This window comes from Caballeronia sp. LZ043, assembly GCF_031451075.1.
Taxonomy (GTDB): Bacteria; Pseudomonadota; Gammaproteobacteria; order Burkholderiales; family Burkholderiaceae; genus Caballeronia.
Genome location: NZ_JARUXT010000002.1, coordinates 480,843 through 494,397, shown reverse-complemented (window position 1 = coordinate 494,397; position 13,555 = coordinate 480,843). Strand labels below are relative to the sequence as shown.

The following is a 13,555-nucleotide window of genomic DNA, read 5'->3' as shown; positions in this document are numbered from 1 at the left end:
CTTTCACACGCTCACGCGGGCCTTACATCTGGAAGCGATCGCGCGTGGTGATGTAGTCGCTCGCGCCGAAGCGGCCGACTGGAAAATAATGTTGCAGCCGCACGCGCCATGATTCGAGATCGATGAGTTCGTCGCGCGCATGCAGCATCAGCACCTTGCCGATGAAGATATGGCGGCTCGCGGTCGTCAGCGTCTCCCACAATTCGCATTCGAATGCGACCGGCGCTTGCGCGATGCGCGGCGGCTTCACGCGCGATGAAGCAACAGCCGTGAAGCCTACTTCGTCGAGTTCGGAGATGTCGGCGGCAAAGCGCTCGCCGCAGCGATGCATCTGCTGCGCGATGGCTTCGTCGGCGAGATGCACGACGAACTCCTTCTCGCGCGGAATGTTCACCGCGGTGTCCTTCAACGTGCCGTCCGCCAGCCGGTTGATGCTGAGCATCACGATGGGCGGCTCCTCGCCCAGCATGTTGAACATCGAGAACGGCGCGGCATTCACGGTGCCGTCCGGGCCGAGCGTCGTCACGAGCGCGATGGGGCGCGGCACGATGAGGCTCGCCATCAGCTTGTAGCGCTGATATTCGGTGATCGCTTCGAAGTCGATTTCCATGTCGTTCCACTGCGGTTCGTTATGCGGGATCGATGCCGAGCAGGTGCGCGAGTCCCTTGGCGCCCGGCATGCGCGAGGTCTCGATACGCGCCTCCAGCGCGCGCAGATGCGCGCTCATGTGAGCAATGGCGCCTTCGGCGTCGCGGGCTTCGAGACAATCGAGGATAGCAGTGTGTTCGTCGTGTTCACAGGGCGCATGACCCGCGGACTCGTACGCGCCGACGATCAGCGAACAGCGCGACACCAGCTCCGTCAGATAGTGTTCGAGGATCGCATTGCCGGCAAGCGCCGCGATGCGCAGATGAAAGGTGCTCGCGAGCCGCGCCCATGAAGGCTGATCGAAGCGATGCATGGCTTCGTGCTCCTGGTGCAACTGCTCGCGCAGCGTGGCGATGTCGGCGGGCGTCGCGCGTTGCGCGGCGAGTTCGACGAGCGCGCGCTCCACGCCGCGGCGCGCCTCGAAGATTGCGCGGGTTTCCTCGCGCGTCGGCTGCGCGATCACCGCGCCCTTGTTCGGCCGCAGGACCACGATACCGTCGTAGGCGAGCTTTTCGAGCGCACGCCGCACCACCGCGCGGCCCACGCCGAACAGCGCGCAGAGTTCCGGCTCGGGCAGCTTCGTGCCGGGCGTGAGCTTGCGGCTCAGCACGCCTTCGAAGATCGAGCGATAGATGCGCGCGTCGGCGCTGGCTTCGCGCGGCTTCATGCAACGGACGCCATGCGCGGGACCACTGTGCCGACGTGTTGTGCGATCGCACCGGGCGTCGTGAGCCAGATGTCCTGCCGTGCCGACACGATATGCGCGAGTGCGCGCCGCAGATGCCGCAACCGATACGGCTGCCCCACGACATACGGATGCAGTGCGATGCCCATCACCAGCGCCTGCGGCTCGCGCGCGCGTTGCGTCTGTTCGAGCATCTCGTCGAACTGGTCGACGATCATGTCGGCGAAGTCGCGCATGTCCATCTGCCGCGCCATGATCATCGGCAGATCGTTGAGCTCCTGCGGATAGGGAATGGACCACAGCGGACCGCCGCGCGTGTCCATGCGCACCGGGCGGTCATCGTGACACCAGTTGAGCGTGTAGCGATAGCCGGTCTCCGCGAGCAGGTCAGGCGTGCGGCGCGATTCGGAGATCCATGGCGAGAGCCATCCGCTTGGCGAGACGCCCGAACGCTCGGCCATGCGCGCGCGGCAATGCGCGAGCAGCGCGCGTTCGCCGGCTTCGTCGAGATCGCTCTGGCGATGCGCATTCGTGTGTCCATGCGCGATCAGCTCGTCGCCGCGCGCCGCGCAGGCTTCGATCAGCTCGGGGCAGTGATCGTAGAGCGAGGTATTGATGAGCGTGCCCGCGGGCATGTCGAGCGCATCGAACAGTTCGATGCAACGCCATGCGCCCACGCGGTTGCCGTACTCGCGCCAGCTGTAGTTGAGCACGTCGGGTTGCGGCGACAGCGGCCCGAGCGCCGCGCCGAGTCCTTCCCCGAACGCGAAGTGCTCCAGGTTGAAGCCGAGATAGACGGCGAGACTTGCCCCGTTGGGCCAGCGATATCCATCGCCATCGTGGATCGGGCGATAGCCGAAGCGCCCATGCGTCTGCAACGGTTCGAAGTCGTTCATGTCAGGTCCGTATGAACCGGTTTGGTCAGGTCATGCCCCATTGCGGACGTTATCCGCACCTCGATCGCACACGCTGGTCACGCTTGCGTGCCGACGATCGCGCCACGAAATCGTGTGCAATATGCGCGCCAATTCGTCGACACGCTTTATCGAGCATGCGTCGCGGGGCATCGCCCCTCAGGACTTGATGGTGCCGCGCAACGCAAATGGCATATGTCTTGCAATGGCTTGCGCGCTGCATCCTTTACGCGTTCTTACTCAGGACAGGCCTTCATGGTTCAGCCGGCATCCACCGTGGTTCACGCAAGCCCCGCCGATATCGAACTCGTCCACGTGACGAAGCGCTATGGCGATGCGCTCGCCGTCGATGCCATCGACTTGCGCATTCCCGGCGGTGCGTACTGCTGCCTGCTCGGTCCATCCGGATGCGGCAAGACCTCGACGCTGCGCATGATCGCGGGCCATGAATGGCTCTCCGAGGGCGACGTGCTGATTGGCGGGCGCAATGTCACGCGCGAGCAGCCCGTCGCACGCGGCACGGCGATGGTGTTCCAGAGCTATGCGCTGTTTCCGCATCTCTCCGCGCTCGACAACGTCGCCTTCAGCCTCAAGGTGCGCGGCGTCGCGAAGGAAGCGCGCAGGAAGCGGGCGGGCGAACTGCTCGACCTCGTCGCGATGTCGCCTTATGCGGAGCGCAAGCCCGCACAGCTCTCAGGCGGCCAGCAGCAGCGCGTCGCGCTTGCGCGTGCGCTGCTCAACGAACCGCGCTGCCTGTTGCTCGACGAACCCCTTTCCGCACTCGATCCATTCCTGCGCGTGCAGATGCGCGCCGAACTCAAACGCTGGCAGAAGGAACTGGGAATCACCTTCGTGCATGTCACGCATTCGCAGGAAGAAGCCATGGCGCTGGCCGATCTCGTCGTCGTGATGAGTCACGGTCATATCGAACAGAGCGGCACGCCGTTCGACGTCTTCAATCGGCCGCGCACGGAATTCGTCGCGCGCTTTCTCGGCGGCCATAACGTGCTCGGCACGCACGGCCGGCTCTTCACGGTGCGCGCGGATCATCTGCGCATCGCGCCGCAAGGCAGCGTGCCCGGCACGAGCGCAAGCGAGAGCGGACTGTCGCGCATCGGCGGACTGGCCTGCACGGTACGCGAGGCCGAGTATCAGGGCACGCATCTGCGCATGACGCTCGATCCGCTCGACGGCTCGCCCGAACTGGTCTCGGTCGTGAGCGACGCCGACTACGATCCGCAGCGCGCCGGCCCCGGCGCGCGCGTGACCGTGTGGTGGGACGAACAGAACGCGCATCCGCTTGCTGCATGAAACCAGCCCTTCACAAATCAGATTCGAGGAGAGTCCAATGAACGACGATCAAGCCAAGGCTTGCGAAGACAACGGCACGAGCACGGGCATTTCACGACGCACGTTCATCAAGGGCGCGGTGGCGGCGGCGGGCATTGCCGCCTTCCCCTATGTGCATGCGCAGGAAAAGATCACGCTGCGCTATCTCGGCACGGCCGTGAACCAGAGCGCGGAGATCGCGAAGAAGTTCAAGGAAGATACGGGCATCGAGATCCAGTACATCCCGGTCACGACCGACGACGTCACCAAGCGCATCATCACGCAGCCCAATTCCTTCGATATCGTCGATACCGAATACTTCGCGCTGAAGAAACTGATTCCGGCCGGCACGCTGGCGGGCATGGATGCGAAACGCATCAAGCTCGCCGACAAGATCACGCCCGTGCTCACCAAGGGCGAGGTGAACGGCAAGAAGATCGGCGACCAGGGCACCGCGCCGAAGAAGGTGATGTTCTTGAAGGGCGCACGCTCGACCGAGTTCAGCGCGACGCCCACCGAATGGATGACGCTCATTCCCACCACCTACAACGCGGACACGCTCGGCATCCGTCCGGACCTGATCTCGCGTCCGGTGAGCACCTGGGCCGACCTGCTCAACCCGCAGTTCAAGGGCAAGGCCGCGCTGCTCAACATTCCGGCGATCGGCATCATGGACGCGGCGATGGCCATCGAGGCCATGGGCCAGGTGAAGTACGGCGACAAGGGCAACATGACGAAGGCCGAGATCGACCAGACCATCAAGGTATTGATCGAGGCCAAGCGCGCAGGCCAGTTCCGCGCCTTCTGGCGCGACTTCAACGAGAGCGTGAACCTGATGGCCTCGGGCGAAGTCGTGATCCAGTCGATGTGGTCGCCCGCCGTCACCAAGGTCCGCACGATGGGCATCGCGTGCAAGTTCCAGCCGCTCAAGGAAGGTTACCGTTCATGGGCATCGGGCTTCGGCTTTCCGCGTTCCCTGCAAGGGAAGAAGCTCGATGCGGCATATGAGTTCGTCAACTGGTTCCAGGACGGCTGGGCAGGCGCGTACCTGATGCGCCAGGGCTACTATCCCGGCGTGACGGACACGGCGAAGACCCACATGCAGGCTTACGAGTGGGACTACTGGATGGAAGGCAAGCCCGCCGCGCAGGACATCAAGGCGCCCGACGGCCAGTTGCTCGAGAAGGCCGGCACTGTGCGCGACGGCGGCTCGTACACCCAGCGCATGAGCGCCATTGCCTGCTGGAATGCCGTGATGGACGAGAACATCTACATGGTCCAGAAGTGGAACGAGTTCATCGCTGCCTGAAGGAGCGCCGTTAAAGATGGCTTCTGTCGACTATCTCCCGCAGTCGAAGCCGGCGCCGGTGCGTCACCGGCGCGTGAGCGCATGGCTCCAGGCCACGCCGCTCACGCTGACCTTCGTGCTGTTCTTCATCGTGCCGCTGGTCATCACGTTGATCGTGAGCTTCTGGGACTTCAACGAGTACCAGATCATCCCCGCGTTCACGCTGAAGAACTATGCGGCGATATTCGACGGCTGCGGCTCGCTCACCGACGTCTGCGTGACCTTCAAGACCTACTGGTCCACGCTGCGGTTCTGCGCGATCGTATGGGCCGTGACGTTGCTGCTCGGCTTCACGATCGCCTACTTCCTCGCCTTTCATGTGCGCACCACGGCGATGCAGACCGTGCTGTTCCTCGTCTGCACGATTCCGTTCTGGACCTCCAACGTGATCCGCATGATCTCGTGGATCCCCCTTCTCGGGCGCAACGGCCTCGTGAACCAGGCGCTGCTTTCGGCTCATCTGGTCGAGCGGCCGCTGGACTGGCTGCTGTATTCGAACTTCTCCGTGGTGCTCGCCTTCGTGCACCTGTACACGTTCTTCATGATCGTGCCGATCTTCAACGCGATGATGCGGATCGACCGCTCCCTGCTCGAAGCCGCGCGCGACGGCGGCGCGAATGGCTGGCAGGTGATCCGCGACGTGGTGCTGCCGCTTTCGAAGACCGGCATCGTGATCGGCTCGATCTTCGTCATCACCATCGTGATGGGCGACTTTCTCACGGTCGGCGTGATGGGCGGACAGCAGATCGCCTCGGTCGGCAAGATCATCCAGGTGCAGACAGGCTATCTGCAGTTCCCCGCTGCCGCCGCCAACGCGATCATCCTGCTGGCGGTGGTGCTGATGATCGTGTGGGCGCTGACGCGCGTGGTCGATATCCGAAAGGAGCTGTGACATGGCGGGCGCCATCATGCATCGAGAACATCGGCCGGCGAGCTTCTACTGGCTCGCGCTGGTCTTCGGGCTCTTCGTGCTGTTCCTCTATGGGCCCGTCATCACCATCTTCATCCTGTCCTTCCAGGGACCGGAAGGCGGCCTGACCTTTCCGATGCGCGGCGTCTCGCTGCACTGGTTCGCCGCTCTGCGCGACGGCGTGGGCGACATCGACATCTGGGCCGCATTCGGCCGCTCGGTGAAGCTGGCGCTCGCCGTGACCGTGCTCACCGTGCTGTTCTCCGTGACCGCCGGGCTCGCGTTCAGACGGCGTTTTCGCGGCGATACGGCGGTATTTTATATATCGGTGGCGAGCTTGATCATGCCGTCGATCATCGTCTCGCTGGGGATCGGCCTCACGTTCCGGCTGCTCGATACGTGCATCAAATATCTCGCGAACGCATGGGGCTTCGAATCCTTCGCCGACAACTGGACCACCTCGATGGGCCTCTACACGTCGGCGCTCGGCGCGCATCTCACCTGGACCTTGCCGTTCGGCCTGCTCGTGATGTTCGCCGTGTTCAACCGTTTCAACCCTGCCTACGAAGAGGCCGCGCGCGACCTCGGCGCCTCCCCGTGGCAATCCTTCAAGCATGTGGTGCTGCCGATCATCGGGCCTTCGGTGATCGGCGTCGGCATGTTCGGCTTCACGCTCTCGTGGGACGAGATTGCGCGCACCTCGCAGGCCATCGGCGATCAGAATACGTTGCCGCTCGAATTGCAGGGCCTGACGACCTCGGTCACCACGCCGGTGATCTATGCGCTCGGCACGATGACCACGTTGCTGTCGCTGGCGGTGATGATCGGCGGCTTGCTGATCGTCCGGACGATCTCGAAACGCAGGGGTTGAACGAACACGCTTGTCTTTCCATTTTTCCTTGAGCCATTCCCTGATGCTTCCTGACTCGAACGACGCCCTCGACGCTTACGCCGATGCCGCGCTCGCCCTGCACTTTCCCGCGCTCTCCGGTGAAGCCGCCCTGCGCGTGAAGGCCCAGTTCATGCGGATTGCGCAACTCGCCGCACCGGTGCTCGCCTATCCCCTCGAAGCCGGCGACGAAGCCGCGCCGGTGTATCGCCCATGAACGCGCGGGAGCCCTTTCCCGACGGTGCGCTCGCCATCGCGCGCGCTTATGCAGACGGCGCGTTCAGTGCGCGCAATCTGATCGAAGCGACGCTCGCGCGCATCGATGCCGGTAATCCGCATGTCAATGCGTTCACCGCGATCACGCGCGACCGGGCGCTCGCCGAAGCGGATGCGCTCGATGCATGCCGCGCGCGCGGCGAACCCTTGCCGCCGCTTGCGGGCGTGCCATTCGCTGTAAAAAACCTGTTCGATATCGAAGGTCTCACGACGCTCGCCGGATCGCGCGTGCTGGCCGACGCCGCGCCCGCCACGCACGATGCAAGCCTCGTGAAGCGCCTTGCCGCACACGGCGCGATCCTGGTCGGCGCGCTCAACATGGACGAGTTCGCGTACGGCTTCACGACCGAGAATCATCATGCGGGACCGTGCCGCAATCCGCACGATCTGACGCGCTCGGCGGGCGGCTCGTCCGGCGGCAGCGCGGCCGCGGTCGCGGCGGGCTTCGTGCCGGTGACGCTCGGCTCCGATACGAACGGCTCCGTGCGCGTGCCGGCTTCGCTGTGCGGCGTGTTCGGCGTGAAGCCCACGTATGGCCGCCTGTCGCGGCATGGCGCCTGGCCGTTCGTCGCCAGCCTGGACCATATGGGTGCGTTCGCGCGCAACGCCGACGACCTCGCGGCCGTCTACGACGCCTTGCAGTTCGCCGATCCGCTCGACCCCGCCTGTGCCGCGCGCGCATTCGAGACGGCGCGCAAGACGCAGGGCGCGTTGCGCGTCGCGCATTTGGGCGGCTACTTCGACGAGCATGCAAACGACGATGCCCGCGCCGCCTCGCATGCCGCGGCCGAGGCGCTGGGCGCGGCGCAGACCGTCGAATTCCCCGACGCCGATGCCGCACGCGGCGCGGCGTTCCTGATCACAGCGGCGGAGGGCGGACAGCTGCATGCGGGGAATCTGCGCGCGCGTTATGACGAACGTGAGCCTTTGTCGCGCGACCGGCTGATCGCCGGGGCTCTATTGCCGGCCGCGTGGATCGTACAGGCGCAGCGCGTGCGTGCTGTCTTGCGGCGGCGCGTACTCGAACTCTTCGCGCATCACGACGTGCTGATCGCGCCCGCCACGCCGATGGTTGCACCGCGCATCGGTGACGAATTCATGGAGATCAACGGCGAGACGCTCGCGGTGCGGGCCAATCTCGGCCTGCTGACGCAGCCGGTATCGTGTCTCGGCCTTCCGGTCGTCGCCGTGCCGATGCGCACGGCCAGCGGCCTGCCGATCGCTGTGCAATTGATTGCGGCGCCGTGGCGCGAGGACCTCGCGTTCGAGGCCGCGCGCCGGCTCGAAGCGGCGCAGCTTGCGTACTGCCCGCCGGCGCCATCATTCGACGCTGCACTGGCATGATGGAGATCAATCGTCCGGACGTGCTCGCCGAAGTCGAGGCGGCCTTCGACGCCTATGAGCAGGCGCTCGTCAGCAACGACGTCGCCATGCTCGACCTGCTCTTCTTCGACTCGCCGCACACGCTGCGCTATGGCGCAGCGGAAAACCTGTACGGCTACGACGCCATCCGCGCGTTTCGCGCCGCGCGGCCGGGCAAGGGTCTTGCGCGCACGGTGACAGCGCGCGTGGTCACGACTTATGGCGATGCATTCGCCGTAGCCAACATCGAGTTTCGTCGCGATGGCGAGCCGCGTACCGGACGGCAAAGCCAGACCTGGGTAAAGATGCCCGAAGGCTGGCGCGTGGTCAGCGCGCATGTCAGCTGGATGGAGCGCAAGGGCTGATCGGCGGCGGCGCTATTCGATGCCATAGACGCGCGCGGCGGTATCGTGGAACAGGGAGGCCTTGTCGCGCGCGTCCAGGCCCGCAGCAATCCGCTTGTATGCGTTCCAGATCACGCCATAGCTGAAGCAGCCCTTGTCCACCGGGAAATTGCTCTCGAACATGCAACGCGCCGGGCCAAACAGTTCGATGCAGGTTTCGACATAAGGCCGGATCGCCTCCGCGACCCGCGCGGAATCCGGCGGCGTGACCGTGGTGTGAAAGTCGAAGCCGAACAGCGCCATGCCGAATCCGCCCAGCTTCACGTGCACCTGCGGATAGGCCGCGAGCGCGGCCATCTCCTTGTGCCACGCGTCGAACACTTCCGCACGATGTCCGCGATACGGCCCGAGAGCGAGCGGCCCGCCCACATGATTCAGCACGATCGTCGTCGACGGATGCGCCTCGGCAAGCCCGCGCAATTCGGCGAGCTGCGTATGCACGAGCCATGCGTCAAAGGCAAGCGAGCGCGCCGCGAGTTCGCGCATGCCCTGGTTGAAAGCGGGTTGCAGCAGCAGTCGCGGCGGGGGCGTCGCGGCCGATGCGCGCACGTTCGGGTCTGCATGCCATACGGCGATGTTGCGGATGCTTTTGAGCCTTCCCTCCGATACCTCGATCATGCGGTCGAGCACCGGTCCCACGGCCGCGCCGAGCGCAAGATCCGCATTGCCCACCTGTGCCGCGGCCACGCGCGTCTGCGTCTGCATTTCCGCCTGCGCCCGTCGTGCCTCGCCCAGCGCGAATTCGGTTTCACCGATCGGCGCATATTCCGGCGGACCGTCGCTGCGATAGTGCGTGTGACATTCGACGAATACCGTCGCTTTCACGTTGTGGCCCGAATGCAGATCGCCGACAAAATCCTCCGCGCGATAGATCTTCCCCGGCAACTCCCACAGATGATGATGCGCATCGATGATCGGAAGCGCCGGCTCCAGCGCATCCTCCACATGTTGCGCAAGCCATTCCGGACGGATCGCGATGTGCGGGGCGTTGGGGCGGACTTCCGTTGCGGTTGCGTGCGTGCTTGCGTGCGTGCTTGCCTCGCTCATGTCAGCCTCCGACCTGTTCGGACATCGCGGCGGCCGCAGCCGGCACGCGACGCGCGCCGATGTGGGAACGCGTCAGCAGCCACGACGACAGCGCGCCTACCACGAGCAGCCCGCCCGCGACGGCGAACGCCGCGTCGAAATGGCCCGTCGCCGACACGACATAGCCGGTGACGATGGGGGCCAGGAAACCGAATATATTGCCGCCGACGAGTTGCAGACCCATCGCGCGGCCGAGGTCGCTGCGCGAGTTGAGCAAGTCGCTCAGCAGCGTCATGTTGAGTGCGAGCCCGCCCGACACGCTGCCGAGCGCGATCGTGATGAGCAGCAGGATCACCACCACGCTTGACACGAACGGCACCAGCAGAATGACCGCGCCCCCGAGCATCACCGCGCCGAGCAACAGGCGCCTGCCGCCCGCTTCGACGGCGCTCGCCGTCAGCAGCCGGTCGCTCAGCAGGCCGAGCGCAATCGAGATCACCATTGAGCCGATGTACGGCGCGGCCATCGCGGTGCCGCTCGTCATCAGCGTCATGCCGCGTTCGGTTTGCAGATAGTTCGGCAGCCAGGTCAGGAAGAGGTATTGCGTGTAGGCGCCGGTGCCTTGCGTCAGCATGAGACCCCACATGGTCGGACTCTTCATCAGCCCGCGCAGTCCGATGGGCGCTTCGTCGGCCTTGCTCTGGCTCGTGGTTTCCCGCTCGCGGCAGATCAGCGCGCGCTCTTCAGCACTCAGCCAGGTAGCCGCTTCCGGTTCGCGAAAATACTTGAGCCACAGTGCAAGCCACACGAAGCCCACCGCCCCGCAGATTGCGAACGACCAGCGCCAGCCGACCGCGGACACGAGCCATGCCAGCACCACCGCACCCAGCGCCGGACCGAAGTACGCGCCCGAGTTCGCGAAGGTCATCGCCGACGCGCGTTCCTGGCGCGGCACCCATTCGCGGATGATGCGCGCCTCGGCTGGATAGCACGATGCCTCGCCAATGCCCATCACGATGCGCGCCGCCGCCACGCCCGCCAGTGTCGAGGCCGCCCCGGTCAGCGCCGTGGCGGCGGACCAGACGGCCATGCTCGTCGATGCGACGATACGCGCGCCGAAACGATCCACCATCAGGCCGACAGGGATCAGGAACAACGTGTAGCCCCACAGGAACGACGAGAACAGATAGCCGAGCTGCACGTTGTTGAGGCCGAGATCGGCCTTGACGTGGCCCGCCGAAACCGAGAGCGCCACGCGGTCGAGATAGTTGATCGCGCACAGCGAGAACAGCATCAGGTACACCCAGTAGCGTGATTTCCAGCGCACTTCTGTCTCCTTGTTGTAGGTCGCGAGCGTGCCATCGTTCGCCTGGCGCGATGCGCCACGGACGAGCGTTCATCCGCGTACGAATATAATTTATATTTTGTAGAGAGACAAACCAAACCCGTGGCTTACAGGGTAATCACGGGGAAGAAGTGAAGCTCAGCGCGCTTCCTTGTGCTCCAGCATCAACGAGCCGACCCGGCTCCAGCCGCTTTCGATGTGATGGCACATGGCATCTACGGCGCGCTCGAAGTCACCGGCGGCCGCGTGTTCGAGGAATTCGTCGTGCTCGCTCGCTATCTGCTTGAAGCGCACCGACTGCTGTTCCTGATAGTTGAACGGATACTTTGCCCACAGCACGCGCACGAACTGCAGCGTCTGTGGGCGCTCCGCCATTTCATACAGGCGGAAATGGAAGCGCACATTGGCGGCACGCGCCGCGAAGATGTCCTTGGATTTAGACAGCCGCGCGAACTCCGCCTCGGCTGCCTTCAGTTCCTTCAATCCGTCGAGTGTCAGGTTGGCGAGGGCGGCGCGCGTCAGTTCGCGTTCGAGCAGCAGACGCAGCATGAAGATCTCGACGGCCTGGTCGTAGTCGAGTTCGGGCACGCACAGCCCGCGATGCGGCTGGCTCACGATATAGCCTTCCATCTCGAGGACCTTGAGCGCCTCGCGCACGGGCGTGACGGACACGCCCAGTTGCTCGGCGATCTCGACCTGCTTGAGCTTCTCGCCGCGCGCATATTCACCCGCGATGATCTGCTCGCGCAGTTTCTCCGCCACCTGATCCAGTTTCGTCAAGAACGCCATGTCTGCTGCTCCCCGTTCGGCCGAACGTCCGTCGTATGCGCCGCTGCCGCTGTCGCCGCCGCTTGCATGATGATGCTGAAATTGCCGGAATGGAAAACGCCAGTCCCATCCGGCGGACTGGCGCAATTTTATAATATATAAAGGCCCGGAACGAACCGGGCTCGGCCTGGAATCGTCCTAAATGTGCCGCTCAGGCCTGCATGTACACCACATGCGTATGCATGAACTCATACAGGCCGTGCTTGCCATCCGCTCCGCCGATACCGGACTTGCGCACGCCCGCATGAAAACCCTGCATCGCCTCGAAGTTCTCGCGGTTGATGTAGGTCTCGCCGAAGTCGAGTTCGCGGCATGCCTTCATCGCCGCCGACAGATCGCGCGTATAGACCGATGACGTCAGCCCGTAGCTCGTGTCGTTGGCGAGCGCAATGCCTTCGTCGAGATCGTCGATGATCTGGATCGGCAGCACCGGGCCGAAGATCTCGTCGCGCATCACGCACATGTCGCCGCTGCAGTTGGCGAGCACGGTCGGCAGGTAGTGGAAGCCGGGACCGTCGGCGAAGATCGCCCCGCCCGTCACGGCCTTCGCGCCCGCCTGCACGGCCGAGCGGACCATCGCGTCGACTTTCGCGAGTCCCTCGCGATTGATCAGCGGCCCCATGTCCACGCTCTCGTCCTGCAGCGGATCGCCGAATGTCGTGAGTTTCATCGCGGCGGCCATTTTGTCGGTGAATGCCGCGGCGATGGAACGCTGCACATAGACGCGCTCCGCGCAGTTGCACACCTGCCCGCTGTTGATGACGCGCGAATTGCGGATGGCGGTTACGGCGAGATCGAGATCGGCGTCGGCGAGCACGATGGCGGGCGCCTTGCCGCCCAGTTCGAGATTGACCTTGGTGACGTTCGCCGCAGCCGCCGCCATGATGCGCGAGCCGGTCTCCACGCTGCCTGTGAAGCTGATGAGATTCACGCCGGGATGCGCCGAGAGCGCGGCGCCGGTCTCCCCGGCCCCGCCCACCACGTTGAACACGCCTGCGGGCAGATCGGTTTCCGCGACCAGGCGCGCGAACTCGAAGCAGTTGATGGGCGTCTCCTCGCTCGGCTTCACGACGATCGTGTTGCCGGTGACGAGCGCGGGCGCCATCTTCCGAGCGATCAGGAAGAACGGAAAATTCCACGGCAGAATGCCCGCGACGACACCAAGCGGCTTGCGGAACAGGAAGATCTGCTCGCCCGCCCGGTCGCTCGTGATGATCTCGCCTTCGATGCGCCGCGCCCATTCGGCCATATAGTCCATATAGTCGGCGGTGAAGGCGACTTCCACCTTCGCCAGAGCGAGCGTCTTGCCCTGCTCCTCGCTGATGATGCGTGCGAGACGCTCGGCATCTGCGCGCACTTTCTCCGCAATCCGGCGCACGTGCCCTGCACGCTCGATGGCCGGCCTCTTCGCCCACGCCGGTTGCGCGGCGCGTGCGGCGGCCACCGCTTCATCGACGGTCGCGCGGCTCGCCACCGGCGTGCTGCCGATCACCTTCCCCGAGGCCGGATTGATGACATCGAGCGCTTCCTGAGCATCGATGAAACGTCCGCCGATGTAATGCTGATATCCCGTCTTGTTTGCTTGCATCG

At 64.6% G+C, this 13,555-nt stretch carries 14 protein-coding genes; 7 read left to right on the top strand and 7 right to left on the bottom strand.

The window, feature by feature from the left end:
* Window positions 1-22: 22 nt before the first annotated feature.
* Genes QCE64_RS15650 through QCE64_RS15640 form a run of 3 tightly spaced genes read right to left on the bottom strand, consistent with a single transcriptional unit; the run spans window position 23 to window position 2,230 of the window.
* Window positions 23-610: a flavin reductase family protein gene (locus tag QCE64_RS15650; protein WP_309922199.1), complete on the bottom strand. Its 588-nt coding sequence runs from the start codon at window positions 608-610 to the stop codon at window positions 23-25.
* Window positions 611-629: 19 nt separating this feature from the next.
* Entirely contained in the window at window positions 630-1,316 is a 687-nt protein-coding gene (locus QCE64_RS15645) for a GntR family transcriptional regulator (RefSeq protein ID WP_309932546.1), read from the bottom strand.
* Window positions 1,313-2,230 carry a polysaccharide deacetylase family protein gene (locus QCE64_RS15640; RefSeq protein ID WP_310004677.1) on the bottom strand — a complete coding sequence of 306 codons (918 nt, stop codon included), beginning with the start codon at window positions 2,228-2,230 and terminating at the stop codon, window positions 1,313-1,315. The genes QCE64_RS15645 and QCE64_RS15640 overlap by 4 nt, the downstream gene beginning before the upstream one ends.
* A gap of 273 nt (window positions 2,231-2,503) precedes the next feature.
* On the opposite strand from QCE64_RS15640, the gene QCE64_RS15635 reads away from it, so the two are divergent.
* From QCE64_RS15635 to hpxZ, 7 genes are read left to right on the top strand one after another with little or no spacing between them, the layout of a single operon-like run.
* Window positions 2,504-3,559, top strand: a complete 1,056-nt coding sequence (locus QCE64_RS15635; RefSeq protein WP_309922207.1) for an ABC transporter ATP-binding protein — start codon at window positions 2,504-2,506, stop codon at window positions 3,557-3,559.
* Between the two features lie 37 nt (window positions 3,560-3,596).
* The gene (locus QCE64_RS15630) at window positions 3,597-4,886 is read left to right on the top strand and encodes an extracellular solute-binding protein (RefSeq protein ID WP_310004675.1); all 1,290 of its coding nucleotides are present in this window, start codon (window positions 3,597-3,599) and stop codon (window positions 4,884-4,886) included.
* Window positions 4,887-4,902: 16 nt separating this feature from the next.
* Entirely contained in the window at window positions 4,903-5,817 is a 915-nt protein-coding gene (locus QCE64_RS15625; RefSeq protein WP_309922214.1) for an ABC transporter permease, read from the top strand.
* Window position 5,818: 1 nt separating this feature from the next.
* Window positions 5,819-6,706, top strand: coding sequence for an ABC transporter permease (locus QCE64_RS15620; RefSeq protein WP_309922216.1), 888 nt, complete (start codon window positions 5,819-5,821; stop codon window positions 6,704-6,706).
* A 43-nt stretch (window positions 6,707-6,749) separates the two neighbouring features.
* Window positions 6,750-6,941 carry an AtzG-like protein gene (locus QCE64_RS15615; protein WP_309932549.1) on the top strand — a complete coding sequence of 64 codons (192 nt, stop codon included), beginning with the start codon at window positions 6,750-6,752 and terminating at the stop codon, window positions 6,939-6,941.
* Window positions 6,938-8,344, top strand: a complete 1,407-nt coding sequence (locus tag QCE64_RS15610; RefSeq protein ID WP_310004671.1) for an AtzE family amidohydrolase — start codon at window positions 6,938-6,940, stop codon at window positions 8,342-8,344. Before QCE64_RS15615 ends, QCE64_RS15610 begins: the two co-directional genes overlap by 4 nt.
* Window positions 8,341-8,727, top strand: a complete 387-nt coding sequence (hpxZ, locus tag QCE64_RS15605) for an oxalurate catabolism protein HpxZ (RefSeq protein ID WP_309922226.1) — start codon at window positions 8,341-8,343, stop codon at window positions 8,725-8,727. Before QCE64_RS15610 ends, hpxZ begins: the two co-directional genes overlap by 4 nt.
* A 12-nt stretch (window positions 8,728-8,739) precedes the next feature.
* Here the strand turns inward: hpxZ and QCE64_RS15600 are convergent, their stop codons facing one another.
* The 4 genes from QCE64_RS15600 to aldA form a co-directional block, all read right to left on the bottom strand.
* Window positions 8,740-9,813, bottom strand: coding sequence for an amidohydrolase family protein (locus QCE64_RS15600; RefSeq protein ID WP_309932551.1), 1,074 nt, complete (start codon window positions 9,811-9,813; stop codon window positions 8,740-8,742).
* A 1-nt stretch (window position 9,814) separates the two neighbouring features.
* Window positions 9,815-11,119, bottom strand: a complete 1,305-nt coding sequence (locus QCE64_RS15595; RefSeq protein ID WP_309922231.1) for an MFS transporter — start codon at window positions 11,117-11,119, stop codon at window positions 9,815-9,817.
* A gap of 156 nt (window positions 11,120-11,275) precedes the next feature.
* Window positions 11,276-11,926: a GntR family transcriptional regulator gene (locus QCE64_RS15590; RefSeq protein ID WP_309932553.1), complete on the bottom strand. Its 651-nt coding sequence runs from the start codon at window positions 11,924-11,926 to the stop codon at window positions 11,276-11,278.
* Between the two features lie 190 nt (window positions 11,927-12,116).
* The gene (gene aldA, locus QCE64_RS15585) at window positions 12,117-13,553 is read right to left on the bottom strand and encodes an aldehyde dehydrogenase (protein WP_310004668.1); all 1,437 of its coding nucleotides are present in this window, start codon (window positions 13,551-13,553) and stop codon (window positions 12,117-12,119) included.
* Between the last annotated feature and the right edge of the window lie 2 nt (window positions 13,554-13,555).

What these genes read in the sequence shown, in the direction of transcription:
- QCE64_RS15650 (WP_309922199.1), bottom strand. Translation starts at nt 610, where the DNA reads ATGGAAATCGACTTCGAAGCGATCACCGAATATCAGCGCTACAAGCTG.
- QCE64_RS15645 (WP_309932546.1), bottom strand. Translation starts at nt 1,316, where the DNA reads ATGAAGCCGCGCGAAGCCAGCGCCGACGCGCGCATCTATCGCTCGATC.
- QCE64_RS15640 (WP_310004677.1), bottom strand. Translation starts at nt 2,230, where the DNA reads ATGAACGACTTCGAACCGTTGCAGACGCATGGGCGCTTCGGCTATCGC.
- QCE64_RS15635 (WP_309922207.1), top strand. Translation starts at nt 2,504, where the DNA reads ATGGTTCAGCCGGCATCCACCGTGGTTCACGCAAGCCCCGCCGATATC.
- QCE64_RS15630 (WP_310004675.1), top strand. Translation starts at nt 3,597, where the DNA reads ATGAACGACGATCAAGCCAAGGCTTGCGAAGACAACGGCACGAGCACG.
- QCE64_RS15625 (WP_309922214.1), top strand. Translation starts at nt 4,903, where the DNA reads ATGGCTTCTGTCGACTATCTCCCGCAGTCGAAGCCGGCGCCGGTGCGT.
- QCE64_RS15620 (WP_309922216.1), top strand. Translation starts at nt 5,819, where the DNA reads ATGGCGGGCGCCATCATGCATCGAGAACATCGGCCGGCGAGCTTCTAC.
- QCE64_RS15615 (WP_309932549.1), top strand. Translation starts at nt 6,750, where the DNA reads ATGCTTCCTGACTCGAACGACGCCCTCGACGCTTACGCCGATGCCGCG.
- QCE64_RS15610 (WP_310004671.1), top strand. Translation starts at nt 6,938, where the DNA reads ATGAACGCGCGGGAGCCCTTTCCCGACGGTGCGCTCGCCATCGCGCGC.
- hpxZ (WP_309922226.1), top strand. Translation starts at nt 8,341, where the DNA reads ATGATGGAGATCAATCGTCCGGACGTGCTCGCCGAAGTCGAGGCGGCC.
- QCE64_RS15600 (WP_309932551.1), bottom strand. Translation starts at nt 9,813, where the DNA reads ATGAGCGAGGCAAGCACGCACGCAAGCACGCACGCAACCGCAACGGAA.
- QCE64_RS15590 (WP_309932553.1), bottom strand. Translation starts at nt 11,926, where the DNA reads ATGGCGTTCTTGACGAAACTGGATCAGGTGGCGGAGAAACTGCGCGAG.
- aldA (WP_310004668.1), bottom strand. Translation starts at nt 13,553, where the DNA reads ATGCAAGCAAACAAGACGGGATATCAGCATTACATCGGCGGACGTTTC.